Raw genomic sequence first — 26974 nt, forward strand, 5'->3', positions numbered from 1 at the left:
GGATGTCGAATCCGGTCAGAAGAAGGTGGTCACGGCGGCGTCCAGGGCATCGCGCATGTCCGGATCGTCGGTGATCGGGCGCACCAGCGCCACGCGACATGCGGCATGCGCATCCACACCCCTGGCGATCAGGCTGCCGGCATAAATCAGCATGCGGGTCGAGATGCCCTCATCCAGGCCATGTCCCTTGAGATTGCGGGCCCGTTCCGCGATCGAGACCAGTTTTTCCGCGATCCCCGATGCCACGCCCGTCTCGTGCGCGACGATTTCCACCTCGATCGCATGTTCCGGATAGTTGAAATCCAGCCCGCCGAAACGCTGCTTGGTGGACTGCTTCAGATCCTTCATCAGGCTCTGGTAGCCCGGATTGTAGGAGATCACGATCTGGAAGTCGGGATGGGCGTGCACCAATTCCCCTTTCTTTTCCAGGGGCAGTACGCGCCGATTGTCGGTCAGCGGATGGATCACCACGGTGGTGTCCTGGCGCGCTTCCACGATCTCGTCGAGGTAGCAGATGGCGCCATGGCGCGCGGCGATCGCCAGCGGCCCGTCCTGCCAGCGCGTCCCCTGGGCGTCGAGCAGGAAGCGGCCGACCAGATCGGAAGCGGTCATGTCCTCGTTGCAGGCTACGGTGATCAGGGGTTTCCCCAGCTTCCAGGCCATATGCTCGACGAACCGCGTCTTGCCGCAGCCGGTGGGACCCTTCAGCATCATGGGCATGCGCACGGAGTAGGCCGCCTCGTACAGCTCGATCTCATCGGCGACCGCGCGGTAGTAGGGTTCATGGGCGATACGGTATTGATCGATGACGTTGGACATGTTTGCTCCATTTTCCGGCAACGGGGCGATAAGTGAAGAAGGCGCTCGCCTGCCCGATGGGCGAAAAAAATCCCCGCCCTTCCAGGGCCTGTTGACAGGCCCTGGCGACGGGGGCGGCATGCTTCCCGTCGGGTTCAGACGGTCTTTCCGCGATAGATCACCATGGCGGTACCCTGGGATTGGGCGAAGTTGTCATAGCCCACCAGGCGCACGTGGTTGTTGGGATTCGCCTTGTGGCACGCATCGGCTTCCGCCAGGATGCGGTCGACGTCGGTTTCGCCGAACATGGGTAATTTCCACATGTACCAGTAGTTATCCATCAGGTACTCCGGCTCGGTATGCTCGATGGCGGGGTTCCATCCTTTTTTCACAATGTATTCGACCTGCTTGCGGATGCCGGGATCGTCCATCGCGGGCAGGTACGAGAAGGTTTCGAATTTCCGGCTGGCCGGATCGCTCAGCCGGCTGCTGTAATCAATCATTTCGGGCATGGTGCACTCCTGGGTTCTTGGTTCCGGATCGTGGCCGCCGGCCCGGCAGGGCCGGCGGCATGTCATGAGGCTACTTGTGGACGACGTCCAGCTTGTCCACGGTATCGAATTCGAACTTGATCTCCTTCCAGGTTTCCATGGCGATCTTCAGTTCGGGGCTGGAGGCTGCCGCCCGGGTCAGGATGGCCTTGCCCTCCTTTTCGATTTCCACACCCTGGTTGCGGGCTTCCACGCAGGCCTCGAGCGCGACGCGATTGGCGGCCGCGCCGGCGGCGTTGCCCCACGGGTGGCCCAGCGTGCCGCCGCCGAACTGCAGGCAGGCGTCGTCCCCGAAGATGGCCACCAGCGCCGGCATGTGCCAGACGTGGATGCCGCCGGAGGCGACCGGGAACACGCCGGGCATGGAGCCCCAGTCCTGGTCGAACATGATGCCGCGGCTGCGGTCCTCCTTGATGAAGCTGTCGCGCATCAGGTCGATCCAGCCCAGGGTCGCGCCGCGATCCCCTTCCAGCTTGCCGACCACCGTGCCGGAGTGGAGGTGGTCTCCGCCCGACAGGCGCAGTATTTTTGCCAGGACGCGGAAGTGGATGCCGTGGTGCGGATTGCGGTCGATGACGGCGTGCATGGCGCGATGGATGTGCAGCAGGATGCCGTTGTTGCGGCACCAGTTGGCCAGGCCCGTATTGGCGCAGAAGCCGCCGGTGATGTAGTCGTGCATGATGATGGGCGCGCCGATTTCCTTGGCGTATTCGGCGCGCTTGTACATCTCCTCCGGCGTCGGCGCCGTCACGTTCAGATAGTGTCCCTTGCGTTCGCCGGTTTCGCGTTCGGCCTTGTGGATCGCTTCCATGACGAAGTCGAAGCGCTGGCGCCAGCGCATGAAGGGCTGGCTGTTGACGTTCTCGTCATCCTTCGTCAGATCCAGGCCGCCGCGCAGGCATTCGTACACCGCCCGTCCGTAGTTCTTGGCCGAGAGCCCCAGCTTGGGCTTGATGGTGCAGCCCAGCAGTGCGCGGCCATACTTGTTGAGGATGTCGCGCTCGACCTGGATGCCGTGGGGGGGGCCGCCGCAGGTCTTCACGTAGGCGATGGGGAAGCGCACATCCTCCAGCCGCAGGCCGCGTATGGCCTTGAAGCCGAACACGTTGCCGACCAGGGAGGTGAACACGTTCACCACGGAGCCTTCCTCGAACAGATCGATCGGGTAGGCGATGAAGGCGTAGAAGCAGGTATCGTCGCCGGGAACGTCCTCGATACGGTAGGCGCGTCCCTTGTAGTAGTCCAGGTCGGTCAGCAGGTCGGTCCAGACGGTGGTCCAGGTGCCCGTGGACGACTCCGCAGCCACCGCGGCCGCAGCTTCTTCGCGATCGACGCCGGGCTGGGGGGTGATCTTGAAACATGCCAGAATGTCGGTATCGAGCGGCGTGTACTCCGGCATCCAGTAGGTTTGCCGGTACTCCTTCACGCCGGCGTTGTAGGTCTTTCCTGCCATGGTGGTTCCTCCTGTGAAGCTCCTCGCGTTTCGACGGTCAGTCGAGGGGGACGATGCGGGGAGCATGTTACGGGTGTGACATCTACATGAAATTCAATGATGTGCATCGAGGTCCTGGTCCTACTATAGCGGTAATTCATCATAAGATAAAATTAATAATTTTAATAATCATGATAAGATATTACTTATGATGTCGGTTCTCGCTTCCAACCCCGATCCTGATCCCATCCATGATGCACCTCACGCTCAGGCAACTTAAGGTCTTTGAATCTGTCGCACGCCACCTGAGTTTTTCCCGGGCTGCGGAGGAGCTTTTTCTGAGCCAGCCGGCGGTATCCATGCAGATCCGCCAACTGGAGAACAACGTCGAATTGCCGCTGTTCGAACAGTTGGGCAAGAAGATCTATCTGACCGATGCCGGGCGCGAGCTCTATCACTACAGCAAAGCCATTTCGCAGCAGTTGACGGACATGGAACTGGCGCTCGATGAACTGAAGGGCCTGGAGCGGGGGAAGCTGCACATCGCGGTGGTGAGCACCGCCAAATACTTTGCTCCGCACCTTCTGGCCAGATTCTGCCAGCGCTATCGCGGCATCACCGTCAACCTCAACGTCTCCAACCGGGAAACCGTGCTGAAGCAACTTTCGGACAATCTGGTCGATCTCGCCATCATGGGCCAGCCGCCGGATGGCCTGGACATCCGCACGGAGTCATTCATGGAGAATCCGCTGGTGGTCATCGCGCCGCCGCATCATCCGCTCTGCGGATCGCGCCGTATCCCGGTGGGGCAATTGGGGCGGGAAACTTTCCTGGTGCGGGAGCCCGGCTCCGGCACCCGGAGCGCGATGGAGCGGTTCTTCGCGGCGCACCGCATTTCCCTCAACCGGGGCATGGAGACGGATACCAGCGAGGCGATCAAGCAGGCGGTGCAGGCGGGGATGGGGCTGGGCATCGTCTCGCTGCATACCGCCGAGCTGGAGCTGGAGACGGGGCGATTGCGGATGCTGGACGTACAGGATTTTCCCATCATGCGCCAATGGCACGTGGCGCACCGCCGCAACAAGCGCCTCTCGAGCGTGGCGCAGGCGTTCAGGGCCTTCCTGCTGGAGGAGGCGCCGACGTTGATGCGGCAGGCCAGCGACATGGGACAGCTGCCGCCCGCCGCTCCATGATGATCGAGGAGCGAGGTGCGTCGCCAGGTGGTCCGGGGCGGAGGCTGCGCCACGGGCGGGTGTCCGGGATTGCGGCCGAACCAGGGAAGGAATAGGGGATGTGGATGGTGGCGGCCAAGGTCGCCAGCGGCATGCCGCGGAAGACGCCGGTTTTTCTCACCGATCGCGGCGCAGGCGCCTGAAGATGGCGCGATGGCATCGAGCGGCGCGCGATGCATCGACTATGGACTTTCCGGTGCAGGCGTGGCCGTTGGCGGATTCTTTCCGCGATGCGCGATTTTTCCGATGATCACGAAAAAGAGCGGAACGAAGAAGATGGCCAGGAAGGTGGCGGCCAGCATGCCTCCGAATACTCCCGTTCCGATGGAGTTGCGGCTTGCCGCGCCCGCACCTGAAGCGATCACCAGGGGAAGCACTCCCAGGATGAATGCCAGGGAGGTCATGATGATGGGACGAAAGCGCAGGTGGGCCGCTTCTATCGCGGCTTCCGCCAGCGACATCCCGGACGCGTACCGCTGATTGGCGAATTCCACGATCAGGATCGCATTCTTTGCCGCCAGTCCGATCAGCGTCACGAGGCCGATCTGAAAGTAGACGTCATTGGTCAGTCCCCGCGCCCATATCGCCAGCAGCGCCCCCAGCACCCCGAAGGGAATGGCGAGGATGACCGCCAGCGGGATCGACCAGCTCTCATACAGTGCGGCCAGCACCAGGAACACCATCAGCAGGGCGAAGGCGAATATCAGGATGGATTGTCCGCCGGCCTTGCGTTCCTGGAACGATATTCCGCTCCAGTCGGCGGCATAGCCACGGGGAACGAGAATCTCGTCCGCCACCTGCTGCAGTGCCTCGAGCGCCTGGCCCGAACTGTATCCCGGTGCCGCGCTGCCCAGCACCAGCGCGGTGTTGTAGCCATTGAAGTGGGTGACGGGATCGGGCCCGCTGGTGAATTCGGTAGTGACCACGGAGTCCAGCGGGATCATGGCGCCGCCTGCCTGATTGCGCGCCCGTACGTATATCCTGCTGATGTCGTCCGGACTGGAACGATACTCCGGCTGTGCTTCGGTCTGTACGCGGTAGATACGGCCGAATTTCACGAAGTCGTTGATGTAGAGGTTGCCGAAGTACGCCTGCATGGTGTCGAAGATCTCCGAGATGGGCACGCCCAGCGCCTTGGCCCGCTCCCGATCCACCTGAGCGTAGAGGCGGGGAGCGCTCACGCGGAAACTGGTGCCCGCTGCCGCGATGGCCGGATGCTCCTGCGCCCGGGTGACGAACTCCTGGGCGACGTCGGCGAACTGGGCAAAGTCGCCGCCGCTGGGATCCTGCAGCTGCAGGGAGAAGCCTCCGGTGGAGCCCAGCCCCCTGATGGAAGGCGCATTGAATGCCAGGATCAACGCCTCGGGAATCTTGGCGAATTCCTCGAAGGCGGCGGCGATCAGGCCGGGCGCCTGCTCGGCGGGCTGGCGCCGCGTGTCCCAGTGGTGCAGCGGTACGAACATCGTCGCCTGGTTCGGGCCGCGAGTGCCGAAGACAAAATTCTGCCCGGCCAGGGTATCGGTCGAATGGACCGCGGAGATCGACTGGAAATAGTTCTCCACCCGGTTCAGCACCTCGATCGTGCGCGCCTTGGACGCGCCGTCCGGCAACTGCACGATGGTGATGAAGTAGCCCTGGTCCTCCTCGGGGAGGAAACTGCCGGGAATGGTCCTGAACAATCCCAGGATGACGGCTATCAGCACTGCAAAGACGCCCAGCGCGAGGATCGATCTTCCCAGGATGGCCCTGACGGCGCCGACGTAGCGCGTCTGCGTCCAGTCGAACGAGCGGTTGAACAATTTCCACACTCCCCTGGGCCTGCCATGACCCGGCTTGAGCACCAGCGCGCACAGCGCGGGACTCAGCGTCAGCGCGACGAATCCCGAAATCGCCACGGACAGGGCGATGGTGATGGCGAACTGCTTGTACAACTGGCCGGTGATGCCCCCCAGGAAGGCGACCGGGATGAACACCGCCGCCAGCACCAGGACGATGGCGACGACCGGTCCGGTCACCTCGTCCATGGCCCGCTTGGCCGCATCGCGGGGCGAGAGACCCCCCCTGGCCATGTGCCGCTCGACGTTCTCCACCACGACGATGGCATCGTCCACCACGATGCCGATGGCGAGCACCATGCCGAACAGGGTCAGGGTATTGATCGAGAATCCCAGCGCTGCCATGCCTGCCAGGGTGCCGATGAGGGAGATCGGAACGGCGATCGCAGGAATGAGGGTGGCGCGCCAGCTTTGCAGGAACACGAAGACGACCAGGATGACCAGCAGCGTGGCCTCGGCGAGCGTCTTGACCACTTCGCGAATGGAGGCCTCGATGAAGGTGGTGGTGTCGTAGGGAATATCATAGGAGACGCCCGCTGGAAAGGCCTGGGCGAGCGCATCCATTTCCTGGCGTATCCGGTGGACGGTATCGAGGGCGTTGGCGCCGGGAGCAAGAAATGTCAGAAGAAAGGTATTGGGCTTTCCGTTCCAGCGGCCCTCCAGATCGTAGGATTGCGCGCCCAGTTCCACGCGTGCGATGTCCTGCATCCGTACCATCGAGCCATCCGGATAGGCGCGCACGATCATGTCCTCGAATTCCTTGACTTCGCTCATGCGCCCGCGGGTGATGACGGGAATCGTGAGCTCCGTGGCGTGAGGCATGGGTTCGCGGCCGATCCTGCCGGCAGGGAAATCGCGATTCTGTTCGCGCACCACCGCTGCCACCTCGGTAGGCGTAAGGTCGAGCTGGGCCATCCGCACCGGATCGAGGATCAGCCGCATGGAGTAGTTCTGGCCACCGAAGATGATGGCATCTCCCACCCCCGGGAGGCGCTTGACGTTATCCAGCAGCCGCAGCAGGGCATAGTTCGAGAGGAACACGGTATCGTGGCGGGGATCGGTGGAGCTCAGTGCGATGACCGCCAGCAGATCCGGCGAGGTTTTCTTGACGGTCACTCCCTGGCGCACGACTTCCTCCGGGAGCTGGGGCTCCGCCAGACGCTGGCGGTTTTGCGCCTGCACCTGCGCGATGTCAACGTTGGTACCGATCTCGAAGGTGAGCCTCATGGTCATGTGCCCATCGTTCGTGCTGGTGGAGTCGTAGTACAGCAGGTTGTCGATGCCGGGAAGCTGGACTTCGATGGGACGCGCCACTGCCTCTGCGACGACTTCCGCGCTGGCGCCCGGGTAGTCTGCTTCGATCTGTACCATGGGCGGCGTGATCTGGGGAAACTGCGCCACCGGCAGGATGTTGATCGCCACCAGGCCCACCACGACGATGATGATGGACAGGACCGATGCGAAGATCGGCCGATCGATGAAGAAATGGGAATTCATGGAGGTGTCCGGATTCCCCGTTACGCCGGCTCGTCAGGGGAGATCTTGTCAGCCGAGTAAGGAATGGCGTCGACCTGGGTGCCCGGGCGCAGCCGGTGGAAGCCTTCCACCACGATACGCTCGCCCGGGTGCAGCCCGTCCTCGACCAGCCAGTCGCCGCCATGCCAGCTGCTGGCATGGATCGGGCGCAGTTCGGCCTTCTCTTCCGCGTCGATCACATACACGAACGCGCCCTTGGGGCCGTGCTGGACGGCGCGCTGCGGAATCAGGACGGCATCGGTGCGGATGTAGCCGTGCAGGCGTATCCGGACGAACTGCCCCGGGTAGAAATAGGAATGCCCTGGGGAAGAGCGGCCCTCGGGATTGGGGAACGTGAAGCGCGCCTTGAGCATGCCCGTCTCGGAGCGCAGGGTGGCGTCGGCGAAATCCAGGATGCCTTCTTCCGCATAGACGCTGCCGTCCGAAAAAATCATCGTCCCGCGCAGCTGGAAGATGTCCGGCCTCTGCACCCTGTGCTCGGCCAGTTCGCGCCGCCGCCGCAGGAGGTAGCTTTCCGGGACGCTCACATTGACGTACATAGGGTCCAACTGGTCGATGGTCGTCAAAAGCGTCGTCTGGGCCGAGACCAGCCGTCCCTCGTAGAACTGGCTGCGACCGACACGGCCGCTTACGGGTGCGGTGATCAGCGTGTTGTCGCGATCGAATTTCGCCTTGACCAGATCGCTCTGCGCCGCCTCGAGCGCCGCCTTGGATTCGAGAACGGCGGCCATGGCGTCGTCCACGTTCTTCTGGCTGACAGCCTGCTGCTCGAGCAGCGGCTTCACCCTGGCCAGATCCCGTTCCGCCTGGAATACCCGGGCCTGCGCCTGCGCCACCCTGGCCTTGCCGCTGAGATAGGCAGCCTCGAACGGCACGGGGTCGATGAGGTAGAGGCGGTCGCCTTCCCGGATGTTGCGTCCCTCGGTGAAGAAGATCTTCTTGATGATGCCGGTGACCTGCGGGCGGATCTCCACGGGACGGAAGGCTTCCGTCTGGCCGATGAATTCGGGCTCGTCAGGAATGGTGCGGACGTTCACGGCAACGACCTCAACCTGTGGTGCAGGTGCCGTATCCGGGGATTTCTGCTCGGTGCATCCGGCCAGCAGGATCAGGATCAGGAGCAGCCCGGCGTTTCCGCCCATCGCCCACCTATCGGAGAATGTCATCCGTGATTCCCGGTTCATAGCCGATTCGAGGGGAGGCGGTACGGTCATGGCGTCGATGCAGCGATTTATTCAGGATGACCGGTTATACACGGTGCCGCGAGAGGGAGTCGTTCCTGCGTCGGGGGAAGCGGATTGCAGAGGCCACGAGTCTCCCTGAAGTTCTGCCCGGCTCGTCCTGCACAACCCATGCGACAAGCGGAATGCCGTGACGGGTCATGGTACGGGGTTTGCCGTCGGACGGTCAACCATGGATTCCGGAGGATGCGGCGAGGGATTGTTTTCCCATCCACCGCCGAGGGCCCTGTAGAGCTGGACCACGGAGACGAGATGGAGACGCTGGGTGGCGGTGAGGGCGGATTCCGCATCGAAGAGGGTGCGCTTGGCGAGAAGTACATCGACATAACTGGTGATGCCCCCTTTGTAGCGCAGATCGGCGACATGGAGCGCCGAGCGCAGCGCCTCGACCTGCGTCTGCTGTGCCTGCGCCTGGTCGTTGGCGGTGCGGATGGCCACGAGGGCATCCTCGACTTCCCTGAATGCCACCAGGATGGATTGTTCGTACTGTGCCAGCGCCTGGCGCGCCTGAGCCTCGGCGGCGCGCTGGTCGAAGCCGAGGCTCTGCGCGTTCAGCAGCGGGCCTGCCAGTCCCAGTCCGCCCACTCCGAATTCGCTGCCGGAAAGCAGTATCTTGGACAGGGCCGGACTGGCCGCGCCAAGGAAGCCGGTGAGGGTCAGCCTGGGAAAGCGCGCAGCCTGGGCCACCCCGATCCTGGCGGTGGCAGCTGCCAGCGCCTGCTCCGCCTGGAGGATGTCGGGGCGACGCTGCAGCAGTTCGGCAGGCAGGCCGGCGGGTACCTCCAGGGGTACCCGCTGCTGCGTCAGTGAAGTCACACGCATGATCGGTACCGGCTGCTTGCCGAGCAGCATGCTCAATTCGTTTTCCTTCTGCACCCGCAGCCGTTCCAGTTCCGCCACCCGGGTGGCGGCATTGGCGCGTTCCGCCTCGAACTGGTCGAGATCCAGACGGGAAATGAGGCCGCCGCGCAATTGCGCCCTGGAAATGGCGACCGACTCCTCCCACGAGGCCAGGGCACGGCGGGCGATATCCGTTTGCATGTCGAACTGCAGGAGATCGAAGTAGGATTGCGCCACCGAGCTGACCAGGGTGAGCACGACCGCCCTGCGGTTTTCCTCGCGCGCCATCAGGTCGGCGCGGGCGGCTTCGTTGGAGCGGCGGATCCGGCCCCAGAGATCCAGTTCCCAGTTCAGGGTCGCCTGCCCGTAGTAGCTGTAGGGAGTGGGGAAGCCACGGATGCCGAATCCGCCGAGAGAGCCGGCGACGGGTGCATTGACGCTGGCTTCCAGCTTCGGCACGAAGTCCATGCGGGCGATGTTGAGGCGCGCCTGCAGTTCTTCGACGCTGGCCACCGCCTGCCGAAGGTCGCGGTTCTCCAGCAGGGCCTGGTCGATGAGGTGCTGCAGCGTCTCATCCTGCAGCAGCTCCCACCAGGAGAGATTCGCGAGGGAGCGGCCTTCCGACTGCGCCATGCGGAACCGGTCGGCAGTCTCGATGCGCGGCCTGACGTAGTCCGGTCCCATGGCGCAGGAGGCCAGCAGGCAGGCGCCCAACAGCGAGAGGGCGGACCTTTTGAGGCACTTCACACGGGGATGCATCATGCTGTCTCCTGTGGGGCGTGCGTCACGGGTTGGTGCGCAGGTTCCCGGCTGAGCCAAGTAAAGAAGAGCGGGATGAAGACGGTGGCGACGAAGGTTGCCAGCAGCATGCCGCCGAAGACGCCGGTTCCCATGGACTGGCGCGCGGCGGCACCGGCGCCGGTGGCGATGACCAGAGGGACGATGCCCAGGACGAAGGCCATGGAAGTCATGACGATGGGGCGGAACCGCAGGCGGGCGGCCTCGGCGGCGGCCTGGGCCACGGGCATGCCTTCCCTCATCTTCTGGCTGGCGAACTCGACGATGAGGATGGCGTTCTTGGCGGCCAGGCCAATGAGGGTGATGAGGCCGACCTGGAAGTAGATGTCGTTGGGCATGCCGCGGATGAGGACGGCGAGCAGGGCACCGGCAAGGGCGAAGGGGACGGCCATGATGACGGCGAGGGGGAGCGCCCAGGTTTCGAACTGCGCGGCGAGGATGAGGAATACCATGACGATGGCGAAGCTGAAGGCGACGATGGCGGCGGAGCCGGTACGTTTTTCCTGGAAGGCCTGGGCGGTCCAGGTGATCTGATAGTTGTCGGGCAGATTCTGCGCCGCGATTTCCTCCACCAATTGGATCGCCTCCCCCGAACTCACGCCGGGCGCGCCGTTTCCCATCACCTTGGCGGCAAACAGGCCATTGTACCGCTCCAGCTGCTCCGCACCCACGACGGTGCTGATCTTGCTCAGTGCGGACATGGGCACCATTTTGCCCGATTCCGAGCGTACGTACACTCTGCCAAGATCCTCGGGCTTCATGCGGTACTCGGGCTCCGCCTGCAGTTGCACGCGGTAGGTGCGGCCGGACTTGTTGAAATCGTTGACGTAGAGGGAGCCCATGGTGCTCTGCAGGGTGGCGTAGAGGTCGGTGATCGGCACGCCCTGCGAGATCGCCTTGGCCTCGTCGACCTCGATGAAGAGCTGTGGCACGGTGGGGCGGAAGAAGGTGGCGATGCCGGTGAGGCGGGGTTCCCGGTTGAGTGCGTCGATGAAGTGGTTCACCACCTCCGACAGCTGGTGAGGATCGGCGCTGCCGCGGCTCTGCACGTAGACCTCGAAGCCGCCCGCCGTGCCCAGCCCGCGTATGGCGGGCGGGTTGAAGGCGAGCGCGATGCCATCCGGCTGCTGCATGCCGATGCCGAAGAGCTTGTTGACGATGTCCTCCGCCGTGGTGGTGCGCTCCGACCAGTCCTTGAAGGCGACGAAGGTGGTGGCCGAACTGGTCTTGTTGCCGCCGCCGATGAGATCGAAGCCGTTCACCACGAATTCGAAGGAGACGGCCGGGTCGTCCGCGATCGCGGCACGTACCGCTTCGGCCGTTGCGGTCGTTCTGGCCAGGGTGGCGCCATCCGGAAGTATCGTCGCAACGACCACGTACCCTTGGTCCTCTGCCGGGACGAAGCTGTCGGGAACAGTTCTGATGAGATAGGCGGCGAGGAGGATGATGCCGGCGAAGACGCAGGTGCCGATGATGCGGTGGTGCAGGGTGGTGTCGACCATGCGGAGATAAAAGCGGGTGAGGCGTGCGAAGGCGTGGTTGAAACGGCGGAAGAAAGCGGAATCGCCGTGGGTGTGGCGCAGCAGGATGGCACACAGTGCCGGGGTGAGGGTAAGGGCGACGACGCCGGAGATGGTGACGGCGACCGCGACGGTGACGGCAAACTGGCGGTAGAGTTCGCCGGCGATGCCGCCCATGAAGGCGACGGGGACGAACACGGCGCACAGCACCAGGACGATGGCGACGACGGCGCTGGCGACCTGGTCCATGGATTTGATGGCGGCCTTCATGGGGGAGAGTTTTTCCTCGCTCATGAGGCGCTCGATGTTTTCGAGGACGACAATGGCGTCGTCGACCACGATGCCGATGGAGAGCACCATGGCGAAAAGGGTGAGGGTATTGATGGAGAAGCCGAAGAGCCACAGGCCGGCAAAGGTCCCGACGAGGGAGATGGGGACGGCGATGAGGGGGATGAGGGTGGCGCGCCAGCTCTGGAGGAAGAGGTAGACGACGAGAATGACGAGCACCATGGCCTCGCCCAGGGTCTTGACGACCTCCCACATGGAGGCCTTCACGAACTTGCTGGTGTCGTAGGGCACGACGTAGTCCATGCCCTCCGGAAAATACTGCTTCAGCTCGTCCATTTTTTCCATCAGAGCATTTGCGGTATCGAGCGCATTCGCGCCGGGCTGCAGGAATATGGGAATGCCCGCGCCCGGCTGCCCGTTCAGGGTGGTGCGCACGTCGTAGCTCAGGGCGCCGAGTTCGATGCGGGCGACGTCCTTGAGGTGGAGGACGCCGCGAGGACCATCGGCGCGCAGGATGATGTTGCCGAACTGTTCGGGTTCGAGAAGCCTGCCCTTGGCGTTGACGGTGTAGGTCAGCTGCTGGCCGGGGAGCGCGGGTTCCTGGCCGATCTTGCCGGCGGCGTACTGGGCATTCTGAGCGCGGATGGCGGCGGCGATCTCGGTCGTGGTCACGCCCAGCTGCGCCATGCGGTCGGGGCGCAGCCAGATGCGCATGGAATAGTCCTGGCCGCCGAAGACCAGGGCGTCCCCGACCCCCTTGGTACGCTTGAGTTCATCCACGATGTTGAGCGTGGCGTAATTGCTCAGGAACAGCGGATCGTATTTTCCCGCTTCCTTCGAAATCAGCATGAATACCAGGAGGATGTCGTTCGAGCGCTTCTCGATCTTCAGGCCGGTGCGGCGGACTTCGTCCGGCAGGCGCGGCAGGGCGATGTTGACCCGGTTGCTGGTATTGAAGGTGGCCTGATCGATGTCGGTGCCGACTTCAAAGGTGGCGGTGATGGTGAGCGTGCCGCTGGAGTCGGCGCTCGAACTGAAATACAGAAGATTGTCGACACCGCTCAGCTGCTCCTCGATGGGCGCGGCGACGGTCTTCGCCAGGGTCTCGGCGCTGGCACCGGGGAAGGTCGCGGTGATGAGCACGGTGGGCGGCGCGATCTGCGGATACTGGGCGATGGGCAACTGCATCGCGGCGGCCAGACCGGCCAGCACGATGACGATGGACAGCACCGAGGCAAAGATCGGCCGTGTGATGAAAAACTGGGTCATGGGGTCATTCTCAGCCGCGATCGCCGCTGATCTGTGCGGACGGAGGGGGTGCGGCGGATGGGTCCGCGTGTGGCTGCGGCGATACGGCCATCCCCGGACGCAGCTTGATGAGATTGTCGACGATGACCCTGTCGCCGGGCCGCAGGCCGCCCAGTATCACCCAGTCCTTGCCGATCCAATGGCCGGCTTCCACCGGGCGCACTGCGGCTTCATTGTTTTCCCCGACCACGTAGACGCTCTTTCCCAGGTCGGATGTCTGCACCGCCACCTGGGGGACGAGGAAGACACCCTCGCGCTCGCCGGTGACGACCCGGGCACGGACGAACTGTCCCGGCAGGAGCCGGCGATCGGGATTCTCGAAGGTGGCGCGCAGCTGCTGGGTACCCAGGGTGGGATCGATCTGGCTGGCCGCGAAATTCAGCACCCCTGTCCTGTCGTATTCGGTACCGTCCGGCAGGATCAGGACGACCTGCCGCACCCCTTTCTCGGTGAGCGGCCCGCCCAATTGCGCGAGCTCGTGATCGGAAAGGCTGAAGCGCACCCAGATGGGTGACAGCTGTGCCAGGGTCGTCAGCAGGCTTTCGTTGGCTTCCACCAGGGCGCCTTCGGAAAACTGGAAGCGGCCGGAGACACCATCCACGGGAGCGGTGACGGTGGTATAGGACAGGTTGCGCTCGGCGTCGCGCACGCGCGCCTCGGCCTGCTGCAGGGCAGCTTCCATGATGGCGCGGTCCGAGACGGCGTTATCGTGTTCGCGCTGGCTGATCGCCTGGGTACCGAGCAGGTCGTGCAGCCGCTTTTCCTCACGCCTGGCTTGTTCGATGCGGGCTTTTTGCTCCACCAGCTGTGCCCGCGCCTGGGTCAGGGCGATCTCGTAGGGAACGGGATCGATCCTGAACATGGGCTGCCCTGCCCTGACTTCGGTGCCTTCTTCGTAAAGCCGTTTGAGCAGGATGCCGCCGACCCGGGGACGGATCTCGACCTCCTTGGCGCCCTCCGTCTGGGCAACGGCTTCCACGCTGATCGGCACACGGGTGGGCTGAACCTCGATCACGCTGACGGGCAGGGCCGGAGGAGCGGCTTGATCGCCTGCTCCTCCGCTGTTGTTGCAGGCTCCCAGCGCCGTAGTCACCATCAGCATGCCCGCCAGTTGTCCCCATGAGGCTCGTAGCGCCGGGATTTTTCCATTACAATTCAAGGTTTGCATCGTTGCTCCATTTTTCCGGCCTGAGGGCGACAAGGTAGCATGGTAGTATTAAGGGAAACGCAGGGGGCTGCTCAGAATATGATTGCATACATTCATGTTTGTATGTAATTATATATCACATGATTTTGCGGAGCAAATGGTCATTTGATCAATGGCTAGAAAAACCAAGGAAGATACCGAACTCACCCGGCAGCATCTGATCCGGGCGGCACGCGAGGCTTTTCTCAGGCGCGGGGTCAGCCGGACGACGATGGAACACATCGCCTCCGAGGCAGGCGTCACGCGCGGTGCGATCTATTGGCATTTCGGCAGCAAGATCGCGCTGTTCCAGGCGATGCGCGAACAGGTGCTCCTGCCGCTGATCGATCGCATGGACGATACCCTGCTGGTGGAGCGCGCCGGGGATCCGCTGGCGTCCATCGAAAGCTTTCTGTACGACATCGTCCGTACCCTGGTCGACAGCGTCGAGACGCGCGAGACGTACGAGATCATGATGATGAAGTGCGAATACGTGGACGAGTTCGCCGTGGTGCTGCAGCAGATCCTGTCCACCTGCTCGGGCATTGAGGGCAAGCTGACCCTGGCCTACGAGCGGGCCAGGAGCCACGGGCAGCTTCAGCCCGGCTATGATCCTTCGCAGTTGGCAACCGACACCCACCTGTTCTTCATCGGCCTGCTGCACATGTGGGTGAAGGATACCGAAAATGTCTGGTTTCGCCATCGGGCGACCGACCTGATCCGATCCCACATGCGCCTTCGGCGACGCGCATAAGAGAGATCCGCCGCCTCCCTGCATTGTCATGCCGCGTTTGCAGGTTGGACCTCGCTGTCAAACCGGTTGCGCCGTATTCCCGCTTTTCGCATGAATGAAAGTCCGGGTAAAATATAGTTGACCAAATCGATCAAGTATCTTATAGTTGACTAAATCAGTCATGTATTGGGAAAAATACCCTGCCTGACTGCCAGGCATTTTTGTTTTGATGGAATTCACGAGAGAGGAATCTGTCATGAGACTGACAACCAAAGGACGGTTCGCGGTGACGGCTCTTCTGGATCTGGCGCTGCAGCAGGGGGCGGTACCCGTGACGCTCGCCGAGATCAGCGAGCGGCAGAAGATCTCGCTGTCGTATCTCGAACAGCTGTTCGCCAAGCTGCGGCAGCGCGCGCTGGTTGACAGCGTGCGAGGGCCGGGCGGCGGCTATCGTCTCGCCAGGGACATGGCGCAGGTATCGATCGCCGAGATCATCCTCGCGGTCGACGAGCCCATGGATTCCACCCAGTGCAACGGCAAGGAGAACTGCCTCAACGACAAGAAGTGCATGACGCACGATCTGTGGGTCAAGCTCAATGAGCTGATCTTCGATCACCTGGGCGCCATCACGCTCAAGCAGTTGGTGGACGAGCAGAGCGCGCGGCTGGCGCGGCAGGGCGGTGTGGTGCCGATCCTCGACATGCGTGGAGCGATGCCCGGGCGCGAGCGGGGGGGCATGTCGGTGGAGCACAGGTCGCTCCCGGCCTGACGGCGAGGGGATGTGCCCGATACAGTTCCATCATTCCTATATGACGGACGCGATGATGGGGATGAGGCCATGGCGATAACATTGACGGAGAATGCAGCGAAGCAGATTCGGAAGCAGCTTGCCCGGCGCGGCAGGGGCGTGGGCCTGCGCGTGGGGGTGAAAAAGGTCGGCTGTTCCGGCTTTGCCTACACCTTCGACTATGCGGACGAACCAGGAGCGGACGACAGGGTGTTCGAATGCCATCACGCCAGCGTGGTGGTCGATTCCGCCAGCCTTCCATTGCTGGATGGGTCGCGTATCGATTTCGTCAGGGAAGGACTCAGCGATTCTTTCAGATTCGAGAATCCCAATGTCGACAGCACCTGCGGTTGTGGCGAGAGTTTCAGCCTGAAGGCGTCTGCGGGCACCTAGTCGACGGGCGGCGATTACGTCGCATGCCGTGGCGGGACGAGATGCCTTTCTTGAAAGTAAGTTGCATGAATCACAGCGGAGCAACCGAATGAGTGCAGTGCTACAGAATTTGGTCAACCAGCCCTACAAGCATGGGTTCGTCACCGACATCGAGTCGGACATCGCGCCCAAGGGGCTGAACGAGGAAACCATCAGGCTGATTTCGGCCAAGAAGAACGAGCCGGAATGGCTGCTGGCATTCCGCCTCGGGGCTTACCGCAAGTGGCTCGGGATGGAGGAACCGAAGTGGTCGACCGTCAGATATCCCGAGATCGATTTCCAGGCGATCAGCTATTACTCTGCGCCCAAGCCCAGGAAAAAGCTGAACAGCATGGATGAGGTTGATCCCGAGCTGCTGCGCACCTTCGAGAAGCTCGGCGTGCCCATGCACGAGCGCGCCGCACTTGCCGGCGTCGCCGTGGACGTGATCTTCGACAGCGTGTCGGTGGCGACGACATACAAGCAGAAACTGGCCGAGGTGGGCATCATCTTCTGCTCGATTTCTGAGGCAGTCCACATGCATCCGGATCTGGTGCGGCAGTATCTCGGCACCGTGGTGCCGGTGGGCGACAACTATTACGCGGCGCTCAATTCCGCGGTATTCACCGACGGCACGTTCTGCTTCATTCCCAAGGGGGTCAGGTGCCCGATGGATCTGTCGACCTATTTCCGCATCAACACCGAGGAATCCGGGCAGTTCGAGCGTACGCTCATCATTGCCGAGGAGGGAGCATCGGTCTCCTATCTGGAAGGTTGCACCGCTCCCCGCTTCGATACCAACCAGCTGCACGCGGCAGTCGTCGAACTGGTGGCCTTGAATGATGCCGACATCAAGTACTCGACGGTGCAGAACTGGTATGCGGGTGACGAGAACGGCGTCGGCGGCATCTACAATTTTGTGACCAAGCGCGGCCTTGCCAAGGGCGTCAATTCGCGCATTTCCTGGACTCAGGTGGAAACGGGCTCGGCGATCACCTGGAAATATCCCTCCTGCGTGTTGCTGGGAGAGAACTCGGTCGGAGAATTCTATTCCGTGGCGGTCACCAATCACCACCAGCAGGCGGACACGGGTACCAAGATGGTGCATCTGGGACGCAACACGCGCAGTACCATCGTCAGCAAGGGCATTTCCGCCGGCCATTCGCACAACAGCTATCGTGGGCTCGTCCGGGTCGCACCGACCGCTGCCGGGGCGCGCAACTATTCGCAGTGCGATTCGATGCTGGTGGGGGATGCGTGCAGCGCCAATACCTTTCCCTACATCCAGGTGCGCAACCACACTGCCAAGGTCGAGCATGAGGCGTCGACCTCCAAGATCGGCGAGGATCAGCTGTTCTATTTCGCGCAGCGCGGCATCGGCAATGAAGAGGCAGTATCGATGATCATCAACGGCTTCTGCAAGGATGTGTTCCAGCAGCTGCCGATGGAGTTTGCGGTCGAGGCGACCAAGCTGCTCGGCTTCAAGCTCGAGGGGAGCGTAGGATGATCCGTGCGGACAGCGACATAGTGCTCGAGGTGCACGGACTGCGGGCGACCGTCAATGACATCGAGATCCTCAAGGGCATCGACCTGACGGTCAGGCGCGGTGAAATCCATGCCATCATGGGGACCAACGGCTCGGGCAAGAGCACCCTGGCGAAGGTTCTCGCCGGTCACGAGGCCTACCGGGTCACGGGGGGGTCGGTGGTGTTCGAAGGAGGCAATCTGCTCGATCTCGAGCCCGAAGCGCGTGCTCGCGCGGGTGTGTTTCTCGCATTCCAGTATCCGATCGAGATACCCGGCGTGGCCAACAGCCATTTCCTGCGCCTGGCCTACAATACCCTGCGGGCGCAGCGCGGCGAGGAGGAACTCGATCCGCTCGAATTCGAGGATTTCGTGCGCGACAAGATGAAGCTGCTCGAAATGAATCCCGATTTTCTCGATCGGGGCGTCAATGAAGGATTCTCCGGCGGAGAGAAGAAGCGCAATGAAATCCTGCAGATGGCGTTGCTCGAGCCGCGACTGGCCATCCTGGACGAGACCGATTCCGGCCTGGATATCGACGCGCTCAGGATCGTCACCCAGGGGGTGAACCGGCTGGCAAACCGGGATAACGCGATCATTCTGGTGACGCACTACCAGAGGATGCTCAACCACATCGTCCCTGATTATGTTCATGTCATGGAATCCGGGCGCATCGTCAAGACGGGTGAAAAGAGCCTGGCATTGGAACTCGAGACACGGGGCTACGACTGGGTCAGTGGCGAACGCCGCGCCGCGGCCGGGGTTTGAGCATGGGTACCGTGACAGTTGCCGGCGGTTACCTGGAAAGTCTGTTGCAGGGCCAGCCGCGACCGCCGTCGAGTCCGCTCGCGTGGTTCAATCAGTTGCGGGCCGATGCGGTCGAGCGTGCAAGCGCGCTGAAGGTGCCGACCACGCGTGATGAGGAATGGCGTTTCACCGATATTTCGCCGCTGCTCGGACTGTCGTTCCAGCCGGTATCCGCAGGATCTGCCCTGGATGCTGCAGACGTCGGGCGCTTCCACCTGAAGGAGGCGGCGATACGGCTCGTGTTTGTCGACGGCGTCTACGCGCCCGCACTGTCCCGCCGGCCGGAGAAAGTCGGGACCGGCCCGGTGGTCGCGAATCTGTCGGAAGCGGTCGTTGCACACGCCACGATGGTCAAACCGCACCTGGCGCGTCATGCGCGATTCCAGGACGACGTGTTCACTGCCGTCAATACTGCATTCATGCATGATGGGGCGCTGGTTTTCCTGCCGCGGGGCGCAGCCATCCGCTCGCCGATCCATCTCCTGTTCATTGCCTCGCAGAAGGCAGCGGCCAGCCACCCGCGCTGCCTGGTGATCGCCGAAGCGGGCAGCGAGGCAATGGTCATCGAGGACTACGTCACCCTGCAGCAGGAAGCCTATGTCAACAACGCGGTCACCGAAATCGTGTTGGCCGATCATGCCCGGATCGACCACGTCCGCATCCAGCGCGATGGGATCGAAGCGTTCCATCTCGGCAGGTGCGCGGTGTCGCTTGCCCGCGAGAGCCGTTACCGATCGGTGGCCATCGCGCTGGGCGCACGCATTTCGCGCTACAATCTGGATACGTTGCTTGCGGCGGAAGGTGCGGAATGCACCCTCGACGGACTGGCGCTGATCACGGGCCGGCAGCTGGCCGATACGCACACGTGCATCGACCATGCCATGCCGCATGGGACGAGCAGGCAGTCGCACAAGTGCATCGTCGATGATACCGCGCATGCGGTATTCAACGGCAAGATCATGGTTCGTACGGGCGCGCAGCACACCGATTCCTCGCAGTCGAGCCGGAATCTGCTGCTGGGCGCCAGGGCGCGCGTCGATACCAAGCCCCAACTGGAGATCTTTGCAGACGACGTCAAGTGCGCGCACGGGGCCACGGTAGGGCAGCTGGACAGTGAGGAAGTGTTCTACCTGAAGAGCCGTGGACTGACCGAAACGGCGGCGCGCAACCTGCTGACCTATGCATTTGGTGCCGAGATCATCGACCGCATCCCGGTTGCCTCGCTGAAGCATCGGCTCGAACGCACGGTGCTCGATCACACGCAGAGAAGCTGAATCATGCAGCTCATGGAACCCGGTCTGGAATCGCCCCTCACACGGGAATTCGACGTCGCGAGAATCCGTGGCGATTTCCCGATCCTCGATCTGAAGGTCAATGGCAGACCCCTGATCTATTTCGACAATGCCGCATCCAGCCAGATGCCGCAGCCCGTCATCGACCGCCTGGTGCGCTACCAGACTACTCAGCATGCCAATGTCAATCGCGGCGTACATTATCTGTCGGAAACGGCGACGGCGGAATACGAGGAGGCGCGCTGCAAGCTGCAGCGCTTCATCCATGCGCGCGAGGCGCGCGAGATCATCTTCACGAGCGGTACCACCGACGCCATCAATCTGGTGATGCACGGTTACGGTCGCAGGTTCATCGGAGCGGGCGACGAGATCATCCTGACCACGCTCGAGCATCATTCGAACATCGTTCCCTGGCAGATGCTGGCGGAGGAAAAGGGCGCCCGCATTCGGGTAGTGCCTGTCAACGATGCGGGAGAGCTGCTGGTCGACCAGTACGAGGCGTTGTTCAGCGAACGCACTCGTCTCGTCGGCGTGCTGCACGTGTCGAATGCGCTCGGCACCATCAATCCGATCAAGTCGATGGTTGCGTACGCGCATGCGCATGGCGTACCGGTGCTGGTGGATGGCGCGCAGGGCGCGCCGCACATGAACGTCGACGTGCAGGATCTGGACTGCGACTTCTACACCTTTTCGGGACACAAGATGTGCGGCCCGACCGGCATCGGCATCCTCTACGGGAAGGCCGAGTTGCTGGAGCGCATGCAGCCGTACCGGGGCGGGGGGGACATGATCCTGTCGGTGACGTTCGAGAAGACCACCTACAATACCCTGCCGCACAAGTTCGAGGCGGGAACCCCCCCGATCGCGGCCGCGATCGGGCTCGGCGCTGCGGTGGACTATCTGCTGGGAGTCGGCATGGAGTCAATCGCCACCCACGAATCCAGCCTGCTGGCGCATGCGACGGCGCGGATCGGGCACGTGCCGGGCGTGCGCATCATTGGCACCGCTGCAGCCAAGACCGCGGTACTGTCATTCGAAGTCGAAGGCGTGCACCCGCACGACATCGGTACCCTGCTGAACCAGGAAGGGGTGGCGGTACGCACCGGCCATCATTGCGTGCAGCCGGTGATGGCGCGCTTCCGGGTACCGGCGACGACGCGCGCCTCGTTCGCGTTCTACAACACGATCGCAGAGGTGGATTCGTTCATCGAAAGCCTGCGCGCGGTCAGGGAGATCTTTGTCCCATGATCACCAAGTCGCTCTACCAGGAAGTCATCCTCGACCACAACAGGAAGCCACGCAACTACGGCACGCTCGGCAACGCCACGCACCAGGCCGTCGGCCATAATCCGCTGTGCGGCGACCATCTCGACATCGGTCTCAGGATCGAGGCGGGGCATATCCACGAGATTGCCTTCCAGGGCGAATCCTGCGCGATCTGCAAGGCATCGGCCTCGATGATGACCACCGCGGTAAAGGGCAAGGCGTGCAGCGATGCGGAGACGCTGATTCGCGAATTTCGCGAGATGGCCGTCGGTACGCTGAATCCCGGAGGCCCGCATCACCTGGGCCGGCTGACGGTGTTCGCCGGGGTACGCGACCTGCCCACGCGCGTCAAATGCGCCATTCTGCCGTGGCATACGCTGCAGGCGGCACTCGATTCGGTGGCCACCGCATCGACGGAGGCCGAGGAGGATCCGATGCACGTCACCATTGGGGACGCCTAGGATCGCGAAGCAAGAACGGAGGACGACATGCCCAGGATCGCCGAAATAGAAAGCACACCAAACCGCAACGCACTGAAGTTCATTCTAAAGGAGCCCCTGACCTGGGGCGTGACGCGCTCCTACGACAATCCCGAGCAGGCCAGGGATGATCCGCTGGCGGCGGCGCTGTTCGACATCGATCACGTGATCAACGTATTCTATGTCGACCGGTGGATCACGATCACCCAGGACGGGGGCGCCGACTGGCAGGATCTGGCACGCGAGGTGGCCGATCCGATCCGCGCCGCGCCGGCGGCGGTCTCGCAGTCCGCGACCAGGGTGGCGGCTGCCGCAGAGGCCATCGCCGGTCTGAGTTTGGAGGATCAGCAGCGCCTCGAGACGATCAATGCGCTGCTCGACGAGGAGATTCGTCCCTACCTGCAGAACGACGGCGGCGATCTGCACGTGCTGGGACTCGAGGGCAACCGCCTCAGCGTACACTACCAGGGCGCCTGTGGCACCTGTCCAAGTTCCATTTCCGGTACGCTGCGAGGTATCCAGAACATGTTGCGCTCCATAGAGCCCGATCTGGAGGTCGTTGCCGTCTGACAGAGAGATGCGTCAGCCCTTGCCTGCTACCGGCTCCGCAACTGCGTGTGCAGATACTCCTTCAGTACCACGGCATTGTTGCGGGTGGCATCCTTTGCGCCGAAGAGCAGAGTGATGGTATCGGCTCCGGAATCCGCCACCCGGGCGGCGAGCTCCGTTAGCGCGCTCGCATTGGCCTTGAGTTCCTCCTGGTAGCGGCGCCGGAATTCAGGCCATTTTTCCGGTTCGTGCCCGTACCAGCGACGCAGATCGGCGGAAGGCGCAATATCCTTGGCCCAGACATCGATCCGGCCGGTGGCCTTCGACAGGCCGCGGGGCCACAGGCGATCGACAAGTACGCGCATCCCGTCGGATGCGGCAGGCGAATCGTAGGCGCGTTTGAGTTCGAGCTTCATCACTGGACGCCGTCCGGTTTCATCAGGATGCGGGTGCATTCATCCATCCCTGCAGAGTCAGACCATCGCCGCGTGCACCCGTTCCCGGAAGCAGCGACTGGAGCCGCCGCTGTCCGGTGAGATACGCACGTATCGCTGTAGTATCATGGCAACCTGCCCTCTCCGGTCCAATTCAGGATGGCTCCATGCTCTGGGTAAAGTCGCTGCACATCATTTTCATGGTGACCTGGTTCGCCGGTCTGTTCTACCTGCCAAGGCTGTTCGTCTACCACGCGATGAGCGAGGATGCGCCCAGCCTCGAGCGCTTCAAGGTGATGGAGCGCAAGCTGTATTATGGCATCATGACGCCGGGTGCAGTGCTGACGATAGTGTTCGGCCTGTGGCTGTGGCTCGGTCATGGCATTTCCGGAGGATGGCTGCATGCCAAGCTTGCGCTGGTTGTCGTGCTGATCGCGTATCACGTTCACTGCGGCAGGCTGCTGGCGGATTTCAGGCATGACCGCAATCGCCACACTCACGTGTACTATCGCTGGTTCAACGAGATTCCCGTGGCCATCCTGATCGCGATTGTGATCCTGGTCGTGGTCAAGCCTTTCTGACGATGCGTGGGCGCAGTATGCATCTCATCCATCTTTCCGCCCGGTACCGGCACCCATGACGATTTCCATTGTCCGGTGAAATCCGCATGAGAGACATGCAAACCCTCAGGGTCGACTTGGCCTGCTCCACCGACGCGCGCGGCTATCCGATTCACATCGGCAGCGGCATCCTGGCGCGGGCGGAACTGGTGCTGCAGCACTTGCCGCAGATGCGGGCGGCGATCGTGACCAACACCACGGTAGCGCCGCTCTATCTGGATGCGCTGCGTCAGGCACTGTCGCACCATGGTGTGACGACCGTGCCCATCATCCTGCCAGACGGCGAAGTCTACAAGAGCTGGGAAACGCTCAACCTCATCTTCGATGCGCTGCTGCATAATCGCTGCGAACGCCATACTTCGGTCATCGCACTCGGTGGCGGGGTGGTCGGCGATCTGGCCGGATTTGCTGCAGCCTCGTTCCTGAGGGGCGTTCCCTTCATTCAGCTTCCGACCACGCTGCTGGCGCAGGTCGACTCCTCGGTAGGCGGCAAGACCGGCATCAACCATGCACTCGGCAAAAACATGATCGGCGCCTTCTACCAGCCTAGAGTGGTCGTCGCCGACAGTGCGACGCTGGATACACTGCCCGACCGGGAACTGCGCGCGGGACTGGCGGAGGTCATCAAATATGGCCTGATCCGGGATCCCGGCTTCCTCGACTGGATCGAGCGCAACGTGGACGGGCTGCTGGCACGCGATCCCGATGCGCTGACCGAGGCGATACGTCGCAGTTGCGAGAACAAGGCGGCAGTGGTGGCGGCGGACGAACGCGAGAGCGGCGTGCGCGCCTTGCTGAATCTGGGGCACACCTTCGGCCACGCCATCGAGCACGCGCTGGGCTATGGGACGTGGCTGCACGGCGAAGCAGTGGCGGCGGGCACGGTGCTGGCAGCAGAGCTGTCGCGGCGCCTGGGCATGCTCGATCAGGCCGGCGTGGCCCGTATTCGCGCTCTCTATGCGCGCGCCGGCCTGCCGGTAGCTGCGCCGGATGTGGGAGTCGAGAAATATCTGGACCTGATGGGACTGGACAAGAAAGTGGCGGACGGAAGGGTGCGTTTCGTGCTGCTGCGCCGGATCGGCGAGGCGAGGGTGCATGCCGACGTGCCTGCCGACGTGCTTTCCGGGATGCTGCGGGAGTGCACGTCGCATGCATGAACTTGCGCCCTATGCGATCTCTCCGGAAAATTCGCGCGGGCGCCGCATTCCCGAGCGGCCGCCCGCCAGCCGTACCGAGTTCCAGCGTGACCGCGATCGCATCATTCACTCCACCGCCTTCCGCCGGCTCGAGTACAAGACCCAGGTCTTCGTCAACCACGAGGGGGATCTGTTCCGCACCCGCCTCACGCATAGCCTGGAAGTTGCGCAGATCGGTCGTTCCATCGCCCGGAACCTGCGTCTGAACGAGGATCTGGTCGAGGCCATCGCCCTGGCGCACGACCTGGGGCATACCCCGTTCGGCCATGCGGGGCAGGATGCGCTGAACAGCCGCATGAAGGCGCATGGTGGCTTCGAGCACAACCTTCAGTCGCTGCGGGTTGTGGACGTGCTGGAAGAACGCTACGGAGCGTTCGATGGCTTGAACCTGTGCTTCGAGACGCGTGAAGGCATCCTCAAGCACTGTGCCCGGAAGCACGCCCGCAGGCTGGGTGATGTCGGCGAGCGCTTCCTGGCGAATCGTCAGCCTTCCCTGGAAGCGCAGCTCGCCAACCTCGCCGACGAGATCGCCTATAACAATCACGACGTCGACGACGGCCTGCGCGAAGGGCTGATCACGCAGGCGCAACTGGAGCAGATCGGCCTGTTCTCGCGACATCTGGCCATGGCCAGAAAGGAGTATCCCGGTATCGCGGGCCGGCGCCTGATACATGAAACGGTACGGCGCATGATCGATACGCTGGTGACCGACCTGATCCGGCAGAGCACGGCCAACATTGAGGCGGCGCGTCCGCACGATGTGTCGGAGGTGAGGAAGGCAAAGCCTCTGATCGATTTCAGCGAGGCGGTGCGACGCGAGCAGCAGGAGTTGAAGACATTTCTGCGCAACAATCTCTACCGGCACTACCGTGTCGCCCGCATGAGTGCCAAGGCGCGCCATGTCGTCGCCAGACTGTTCGATGCCTTTCACGACGATATCCGCTTGCTGCCTCCCGTGTACCAGGAAAAGCATTCACAAGACGGCCCGCAGGTCATCGCCGACTATGTGGCGGGCATGACCGATAGGTATGCCATCCGGGAATATCGGAGACTGTTCTCCATAGATGAAGTCTGACGTCCGCTCCCCTGATTCCGTTCCTCCGATGTACCCCGCCGGCGATCGCTGGTAAGATCGCGCTTCCATGAAAAATAACGCGGTTGCAGCCGCTGCGGGAGATTTCCGTGGAGCACGGCTGCACTGTCACACCATCGCCCATGACACGACCGAAGAATGATACCTTGTTGCGAGCCCTGCTGCGGCAGCCCGTCGAGTATACTCCCGTATGGCTCATGCGTCAGGCGGGTCGCTACCTGCCAGAATACAATCAGACCCGGGCGCGCGCCGGGAATTTTCTGGCATTGTGCAAGAACCCCGCCTTTGCAACCGAGGTGACGCTCCAGCCCCTGGAGCGGTTCCCACTGGATGCGGCGATCCTGTTTTCCGACATCCTGACCATACCTGATGCGATGGGACTGGGGCTGTATTTCTCCGATGGGGAGGGACCGAAATTCGAACGGCCATTACGCGAGGAGCGTGACATTCTGGCTCTCGCGGTACCGGATCCGGCGGTGCATCTGCGATACGTGATGGATGCCGTGACGCAGATCCGGCAGGCGCTGGACAACCGCGTTCCGCTGATCGGGTTCTCCGGCAGCCCGTTCACGCTGGCCTGCTACATGGTGGAGGGATGCGGCGGCACCGATTTTCGCCAGATCAAGACCCTGCTGTACCGTCGACCGGATCTGTTGCATCGCATCCTCGATGTCAACGCCCGGGCTGTGACCGCCTATCTGAATGCCCAGATCGCATCCGGCGCCCAGGTGGTCATGATATTCGACACATGGGGGGGGGTGCTGTCGCATGCCGCCTACCGCGAATTTTCCCTGCACTACATCAGCCAGATTCTTGCCGGGCTCGAGCGCGAGCGGGGGAAGGAACGTATTCCCAGCGTGGTATTCACCAAGGGTGGCGGGCTATGGCTGGAGCACATCGCTGACAGCGGCTGCGATGCGGTGGGGCTGGACTGGACCGTGGATATCGGCGAGGCGCGCCGGCGCGCCGGCGGCAAGGTGGCGCTGCAGGGCAATCTCGATCCCGCGGTACTGTTCTCCACGCCGGAGGTCATCGTCGCCGAGGTGAAAAGGATACTTGCCGCCTATGGCGACGGCAGCGGGCATGTGTTCAACCTCGGGCACGGCATCTCGCAGTTCACCCCGCCGGAACATGCGCGGATACTGGTGGAATCCGTTCACGATCTTAGCCGTAAACGGCAGGAGCACTAGTCTTTCCCGGTGCAATAAGTATACACTA

General features: G+C 62.7%; 23 protein-coding genes. 14 read left to right on the forward strand and 9 right to left on the reverse strand.

Features of this window, described 5'->3' with window-relative positions:
- Nucleotides 1-15 precede the first annotated feature (15 nt).
- The 3 genes from BT108_RS06410 to BT108_RS06420 form a co-directional block, all read right to left on the reverse strand.
- Nucleotides 16-819, reverse strand: a complete 804-nt coding sequence (locus tag BT108_RS06410; protein WP_072293712.1) for a CbbQ/NirQ/NorQ/GpvN family protein — start codon at nt 817-819, stop codon at nt 16-18.
- A 134-nt stretch (nt 820-953) separates the two neighbouring features.
- Entirely contained in the window at nt 954-1310 is a 357-nt protein-coding gene (locus BT108_RS06415; RefSeq protein ID WP_072293713.1) for a ribulose bisphosphate carboxylase small subunit, read from the reverse strand.
- Between the two features lie 70 nt (nt 1311-1380).
- Nucleotides 1381-2802: a form I ribulose bisphosphate carboxylase large subunit gene (locus BT108_RS06420; RefSeq protein ID WP_072293714.1), complete on the reverse strand. Its 1422-nt coding sequence runs from the start codon at nt 2800-2802 to the stop codon at nt 1381-1383.
- 230 nt (nt 2803-3032) lie between these two features.
- Between BT108_RS06420 and BT108_RS06425 the strand changes: the two genes are divergently transcribed.
- On the forward strand, nt 3033-3974 hold the full coding sequence (locus BT108_RS06425) for a LysR family transcriptional regulator (RefSeq protein ID WP_072293715.1): 942 nt from the start codon (nt 3033-3035) through the stop codon (nt 3972-3974).
- A 221-nt stretch (nt 3975-4195) separates the two neighbouring features.
- Here the strand turns inward: BT108_RS06425 and BT108_RS06430 are convergent, their stop codons facing one another.
- The 5 genes from BT108_RS06430 to BT108_RS06450 all read right to left on the reverse strand — a co-directional run bounded on the left by BT108_RS06430 (nt 4196) and on the right by BT108_RS06450 (nt 14475).
- On the reverse strand, nt 4196-7345 hold the full coding sequence (locus tag BT108_RS06430; RefSeq protein ID WP_072293716.1) for a multidrug efflux RND transporter permease subunit: 3150 nt from the start codon (nt 7343-7345) through the stop codon (nt 4196-4198).
- 20 nt (nt 7346-7365) lie between these two features.
- Complete coding sequence (locus tag BT108_RS06435; RefSeq protein ID WP_072293717.1) at nt 7366-8550, reverse strand: efflux RND transporter periplasmic adaptor subunit; 1185 nt, start codon at nt 8548-8550, stop codon at nt 7366-7368.
- A 213-nt stretch (nt 8551-8763) separates the two neighbouring features.
- Complete coding sequence (locus BT108_RS06440; protein ID WP_083566263.1) at nt 8764-10227, reverse strand: efflux transporter outer membrane subunit; 1464 nt, start codon at nt 10225-10227, stop codon at nt 8764-8766.
- Entirely contained in the window at nt 10224-13340 is a 3117-nt protein-coding gene (locus tag BT108_RS06445; RefSeq protein ID WP_072293718.1) for an efflux RND transporter permease subunit, read from the reverse strand. Before BT108_RS06445 ends, BT108_RS06440 begins: the two co-directional genes overlap by 4 nt.
- A 10-nt stretch (nt 13341-13350) precedes the next feature.
- A complete protein-coding gene (locus BT108_RS06450) occupies nt 13351-14475 on the reverse strand; it encodes an efflux RND transporter periplasmic adaptor subunit (RefSeq protein ID WP_369816957.1) in 1125 nt (374 codons plus the stop codon).
- 223 nt (nt 14476-14698) lie between these two features.
- On the opposite strand from BT108_RS06450, the gene BT108_RS06455 reads away from it, so the two are divergent.
- From BT108_RS06455 to BT108_RS06495, 9 genes are all read left to right on the forward strand, one after another.
- Nucleotides 14699-15319: a TetR family transcriptional regulator gene (locus BT108_RS06455; RefSeq protein ID WP_072293720.1), complete on the forward strand. Its 621-nt coding sequence runs from the start codon at nt 14699-14701 to the stop codon at nt 15317-15319.
- Nucleotides 15320-15554: 235 nt separating this feature from the next.
- Entirely contained in the window at nt 15555-16067 is a 513-nt protein-coding gene (locus tag BT108_RS06460) for an Rrf2 family transcriptional regulator (RefSeq protein WP_072293721.1), read from the forward strand.
- A 69-nt stretch (nt 16068-16136) separates the two neighbouring features.
- Complete coding sequence (locus BT108_RS06465; protein WP_072293722.1) at nt 16137-16478, forward strand: HesB/IscA family protein; 342 nt, start codon at nt 16137-16139, stop codon at nt 16476-16478.
- An 88-nt stretch (nt 16479-16566) separates the two neighbouring features.
- Nucleotides 16567-18003 carry a Fe-S cluster assembly protein SufB gene (gene sufB, locus BT108_RS06470; RefSeq protein WP_072293723.1) on the forward strand — a complete coding sequence of 479 codons (1437 nt, stop codon included), beginning with the start codon at nt 16567-16569 and terminating at the stop codon, nt 18001-18003.
- The gene (gene sufC / locus BT108_RS06475; protein WP_072293724.1) at nt 18000-18788 is read left to right on the forward strand and encodes a Fe-S cluster assembly ATPase SufC; all 789 of its coding nucleotides are present in this window, start codon (nt 18000-18002) and stop codon (nt 18786-18788) included. Before sufB ends, sufC begins: the two co-directional genes overlap by 4 nt.
- A 2-nt stretch (nt 18789-18790) precedes the next feature.
- Nucleotides 18791-20101: a Fe-S cluster assembly protein SufD gene (gene sufD / locus BT108_RS06480; RefSeq protein ID WP_072293725.1), complete on the forward strand. Its 1311-nt coding sequence runs from the start codon at nt 18791-18793 to the stop codon at nt 20099-20101.
- Between the two features lie 3 nt (nt 20102-20104).
- Entirely contained in the window at nt 20105-21367 is a 1263-nt protein-coding gene (locus BT108_RS06485; RefSeq protein ID WP_072293726.1) for a cysteine desulfurase, read from the forward strand.
- The gene (sufU, locus tag BT108_RS06490; RefSeq protein ID WP_072293727.1) at nt 21364-21846 is read left to right on the forward strand and encodes a Fe-S cluster assembly sulfur transfer protein SufU; all 483 of its coding nucleotides are present in this window, start codon (nt 21364-21366) and stop codon (nt 21844-21846) included. Before BT108_RS06485 ends, sufU begins: the two co-directional genes overlap by 4 nt.
- 27 nt (nt 21847-21873) lie before the next feature.
- Nucleotides 21874-22434, forward strand: coding sequence for a NifU family protein (locus tag BT108_RS06495; RefSeq protein ID WP_072293728.1), 561 nt, complete (start codon nt 21874-21876; stop codon nt 22432-22434).
- 26 nt (nt 22435-22460) lie between these two features.
- Here BT108_RS06495 and BT108_RS06500 read toward each other — a convergent pair whose 3' ends face one another.
- A complete protein-coding gene (locus BT108_RS06500) occupies nt 22461-22868 on the reverse strand; it encodes a DUF488 domain-containing protein (RefSeq protein WP_255369642.1) in 408 nt (135 codons plus the stop codon).
- A 146-nt stretch (nt 22869-23014) separates the two neighbouring features.
- On the opposite strand from BT108_RS06500, the gene hemJ reads away from it, so the two are divergent.
- The 4 genes from hemJ to hemE all read left to right on the forward strand — a co-directional run bounded on the left by hemJ (nt 23015) and on the right by hemE (nt 26946).
- The gene (gene hemJ / locus BT108_RS06505; protein ID WP_072293730.1) at nt 23015-23428 is read left to right on the forward strand and encodes a protoporphyrinogen oxidase HemJ; all 414 of its coding nucleotides are present in this window, start codon (nt 23015-23017) and stop codon (nt 23426-23428) included.
- A 95-nt stretch (nt 23429-23523) separates the two neighbouring features.
- Nucleotides 23524-24624, forward strand: a complete 1101-nt coding sequence (gene aroB / locus BT108_RS06510; protein ID WP_072293731.1) for a 3-dehydroquinate synthase — start codon at nt 23524-23526, stop codon at nt 24622-24624.
- A complete protein-coding gene (locus BT108_RS06515) occupies nt 24617-25738 on the forward strand; it encodes a deoxyguanosinetriphosphate triphosphohydrolase (RefSeq protein ID WP_072293732.1) in 1122 nt (373 codons plus the stop codon). Before aroB ends, BT108_RS06515 begins: the two co-directional genes overlap by 8 nt.
- 140 nt (nt 25739-25878) lie before the next feature.
- Nucleotides 25879-26946 (forward strand): uroporphyrinogen decarboxylase, encoded by a 1068-nt coding sequence (gene hemE, locus BT108_RS06520; protein WP_072293768.1) that lies wholly within the window; start codon nt 25879-25881, stop codon nt 26944-26946.
- Nucleotides 26947-26974 lie beyond the last annotated feature (28 nt).

The sequence above is a fragment of the Nitrosovibrio sp. Nv17 genome, assembly GCF_900119085.1.
Taxonomy (GTDB): domain Bacteria; phylum Pseudomonadota; class Gammaproteobacteria; order Burkholderiales; family Nitrosomonadaceae; genus Nitrosospira.

Bases quoted from the DNA above. Each gene is read 5' to 3' on its own strand.
- BT108_RS06515 (WP_072293732.1), top strand. From the start codon at position 24,617: ATGCATGAACTTGCGCCCTATGCGATCTCTCCGGAAAATTCGCGCGGG.
- BT108_RS06440 (WP_083566263.1), bottom strand. From the start codon at position 10,227: ATGATGCATCCCCGTGTGAAGTGCCTCAAAAGGTCCGCCCTCTCGCTG.
- BT108_RS06460 (WP_072293721.1), top strand. From the start codon at position 15,555: ATGAGACTGACAACCAAAGGACGGTTCGCGGTGACGGCTCTTCTGGAT.
- BT108_RS06425 (WP_072293715.1), top strand. From the start codon at position 3,033: ATGATGCACCTCACGCTCAGGCAACTTAAGGTCTTTGAATCTGTCGCA.
- sufB (WP_072293723.1), top strand. From the start codon at position 16,567: ATGAGTGCAGTGCTACAGAATTTGGTCAACCAGCCCTACAAGCATGGG.
- BT108_RS06415 (WP_072293713.1), bottom strand. From the start codon at position 1,310: ATGCCCGAAATGATTGATTACAGCAGCCGGCTGAGCGATCCGGCCAGC.
- aroB (WP_072293731.1), top strand. From the start codon at position 23,524: ATGCAAACCCTCAGGGTCGACTTGGCCTGCTCCACCGACGCGCGCGGC.
- BT108_RS06465 (WP_072293722.1), top strand. From the start codon at position 16,137: ATGGCGATAACATTGACGGAGAATGCAGCGAAGCAGATTCGGAAGCAG.
- BT108_RS06430 (WP_072293716.1), bottom strand. From the start codon at position 7,345: ATGAATTCCCATTTCTTCATCGATCGGCCGATCTTCGCATCGGTCCTG.
- BT108_RS06420 (WP_072293714.1), bottom strand. From the start codon at position 2,802: ATGGCAGGAAAGACCTACAACGCCGGCGTGAAGGAGTACCGGCAAACC.
- sufD (WP_072293725.1), top strand. From the start codon at position 18,791: ATGGGTACCGTGACAGTTGCCGGCGGTTACCTGGAAAGTCTGTTGCAG.
- hemJ (WP_072293730.1), top strand. From the start codon at position 23,015: ATGCTCTGGGTAAAGTCGCTGCACATCATTTTCATGGTGACCTGGTTC.
- sufU (WP_072293727.1), top strand. From the start codon at position 21,364: ATGATCACCAAGTCGCTCTACCAGGAAGTCATCCTCGACCACAACAGG.
- sufC (WP_072293724.1), top strand. From the start codon at position 18,000: ATGATCCGTGCGGACAGCGACATAGTGCTCGAGGTGCACGGACTGCGG.
- BT108_RS06455 (WP_072293720.1), top strand. From the start codon at position 14,699: ATGGCTAGAAAAACCAAGGAAGATACCGAACTCACCCGGCAGCATCTG.
- BT108_RS06495 (WP_072293728.1), top strand. From the start codon at position 21,874: ATGCCCAGGATCGCCGAAATAGAAAGCACACCAAACCGCAACGCACTG.
- BT108_RS06445 (WP_072293718.1), bottom strand. From the start codon at position 13,340: ATGACCCAGTTTTTCATCACACGGCCGATCTTTGCCTCGGTGCTGTCC.
- BT108_RS06435 (WP_072293717.1), bottom strand. From the start codon at position 8,550: ATGACATTCTCCGATAGGTGGGCGATGGGCGGAAACGCCGGGCTGCTC.
- BT108_RS06450 (WP_369816957.1), bottom strand. From the start codon at position 14,475: ATGGTGACTACGGCGCTGGGAGCCTGCAACAACAGCGGAGGAGCAGGC.
- BT108_RS06410 (WP_072293712.1), bottom strand. From the start codon at position 819: ATGTCCAACGTCATCGATCAATACCGTATCGCCCATGAACCCTACTAC.
- BT108_RS06485 (WP_072293726.1), top strand. From the start codon at position 20,105: ATGCAGCTCATGGAACCCGGTCTGGAATCGCCCCTCACACGGGAATTC.
- hemE (WP_072293768.1), top strand. From the start codon at position 25,879: ATGACACGACCGAAGAATGATACCTTGTTGCGAGCCCTGCTGCGGCAG.
- BT108_RS06500 (WP_255369642.1), bottom strand. From the start codon at position 22,868: ATGCACCCGCATCCTGATGAAACCGGACGGCGTCCAGTGATGAAGCTC.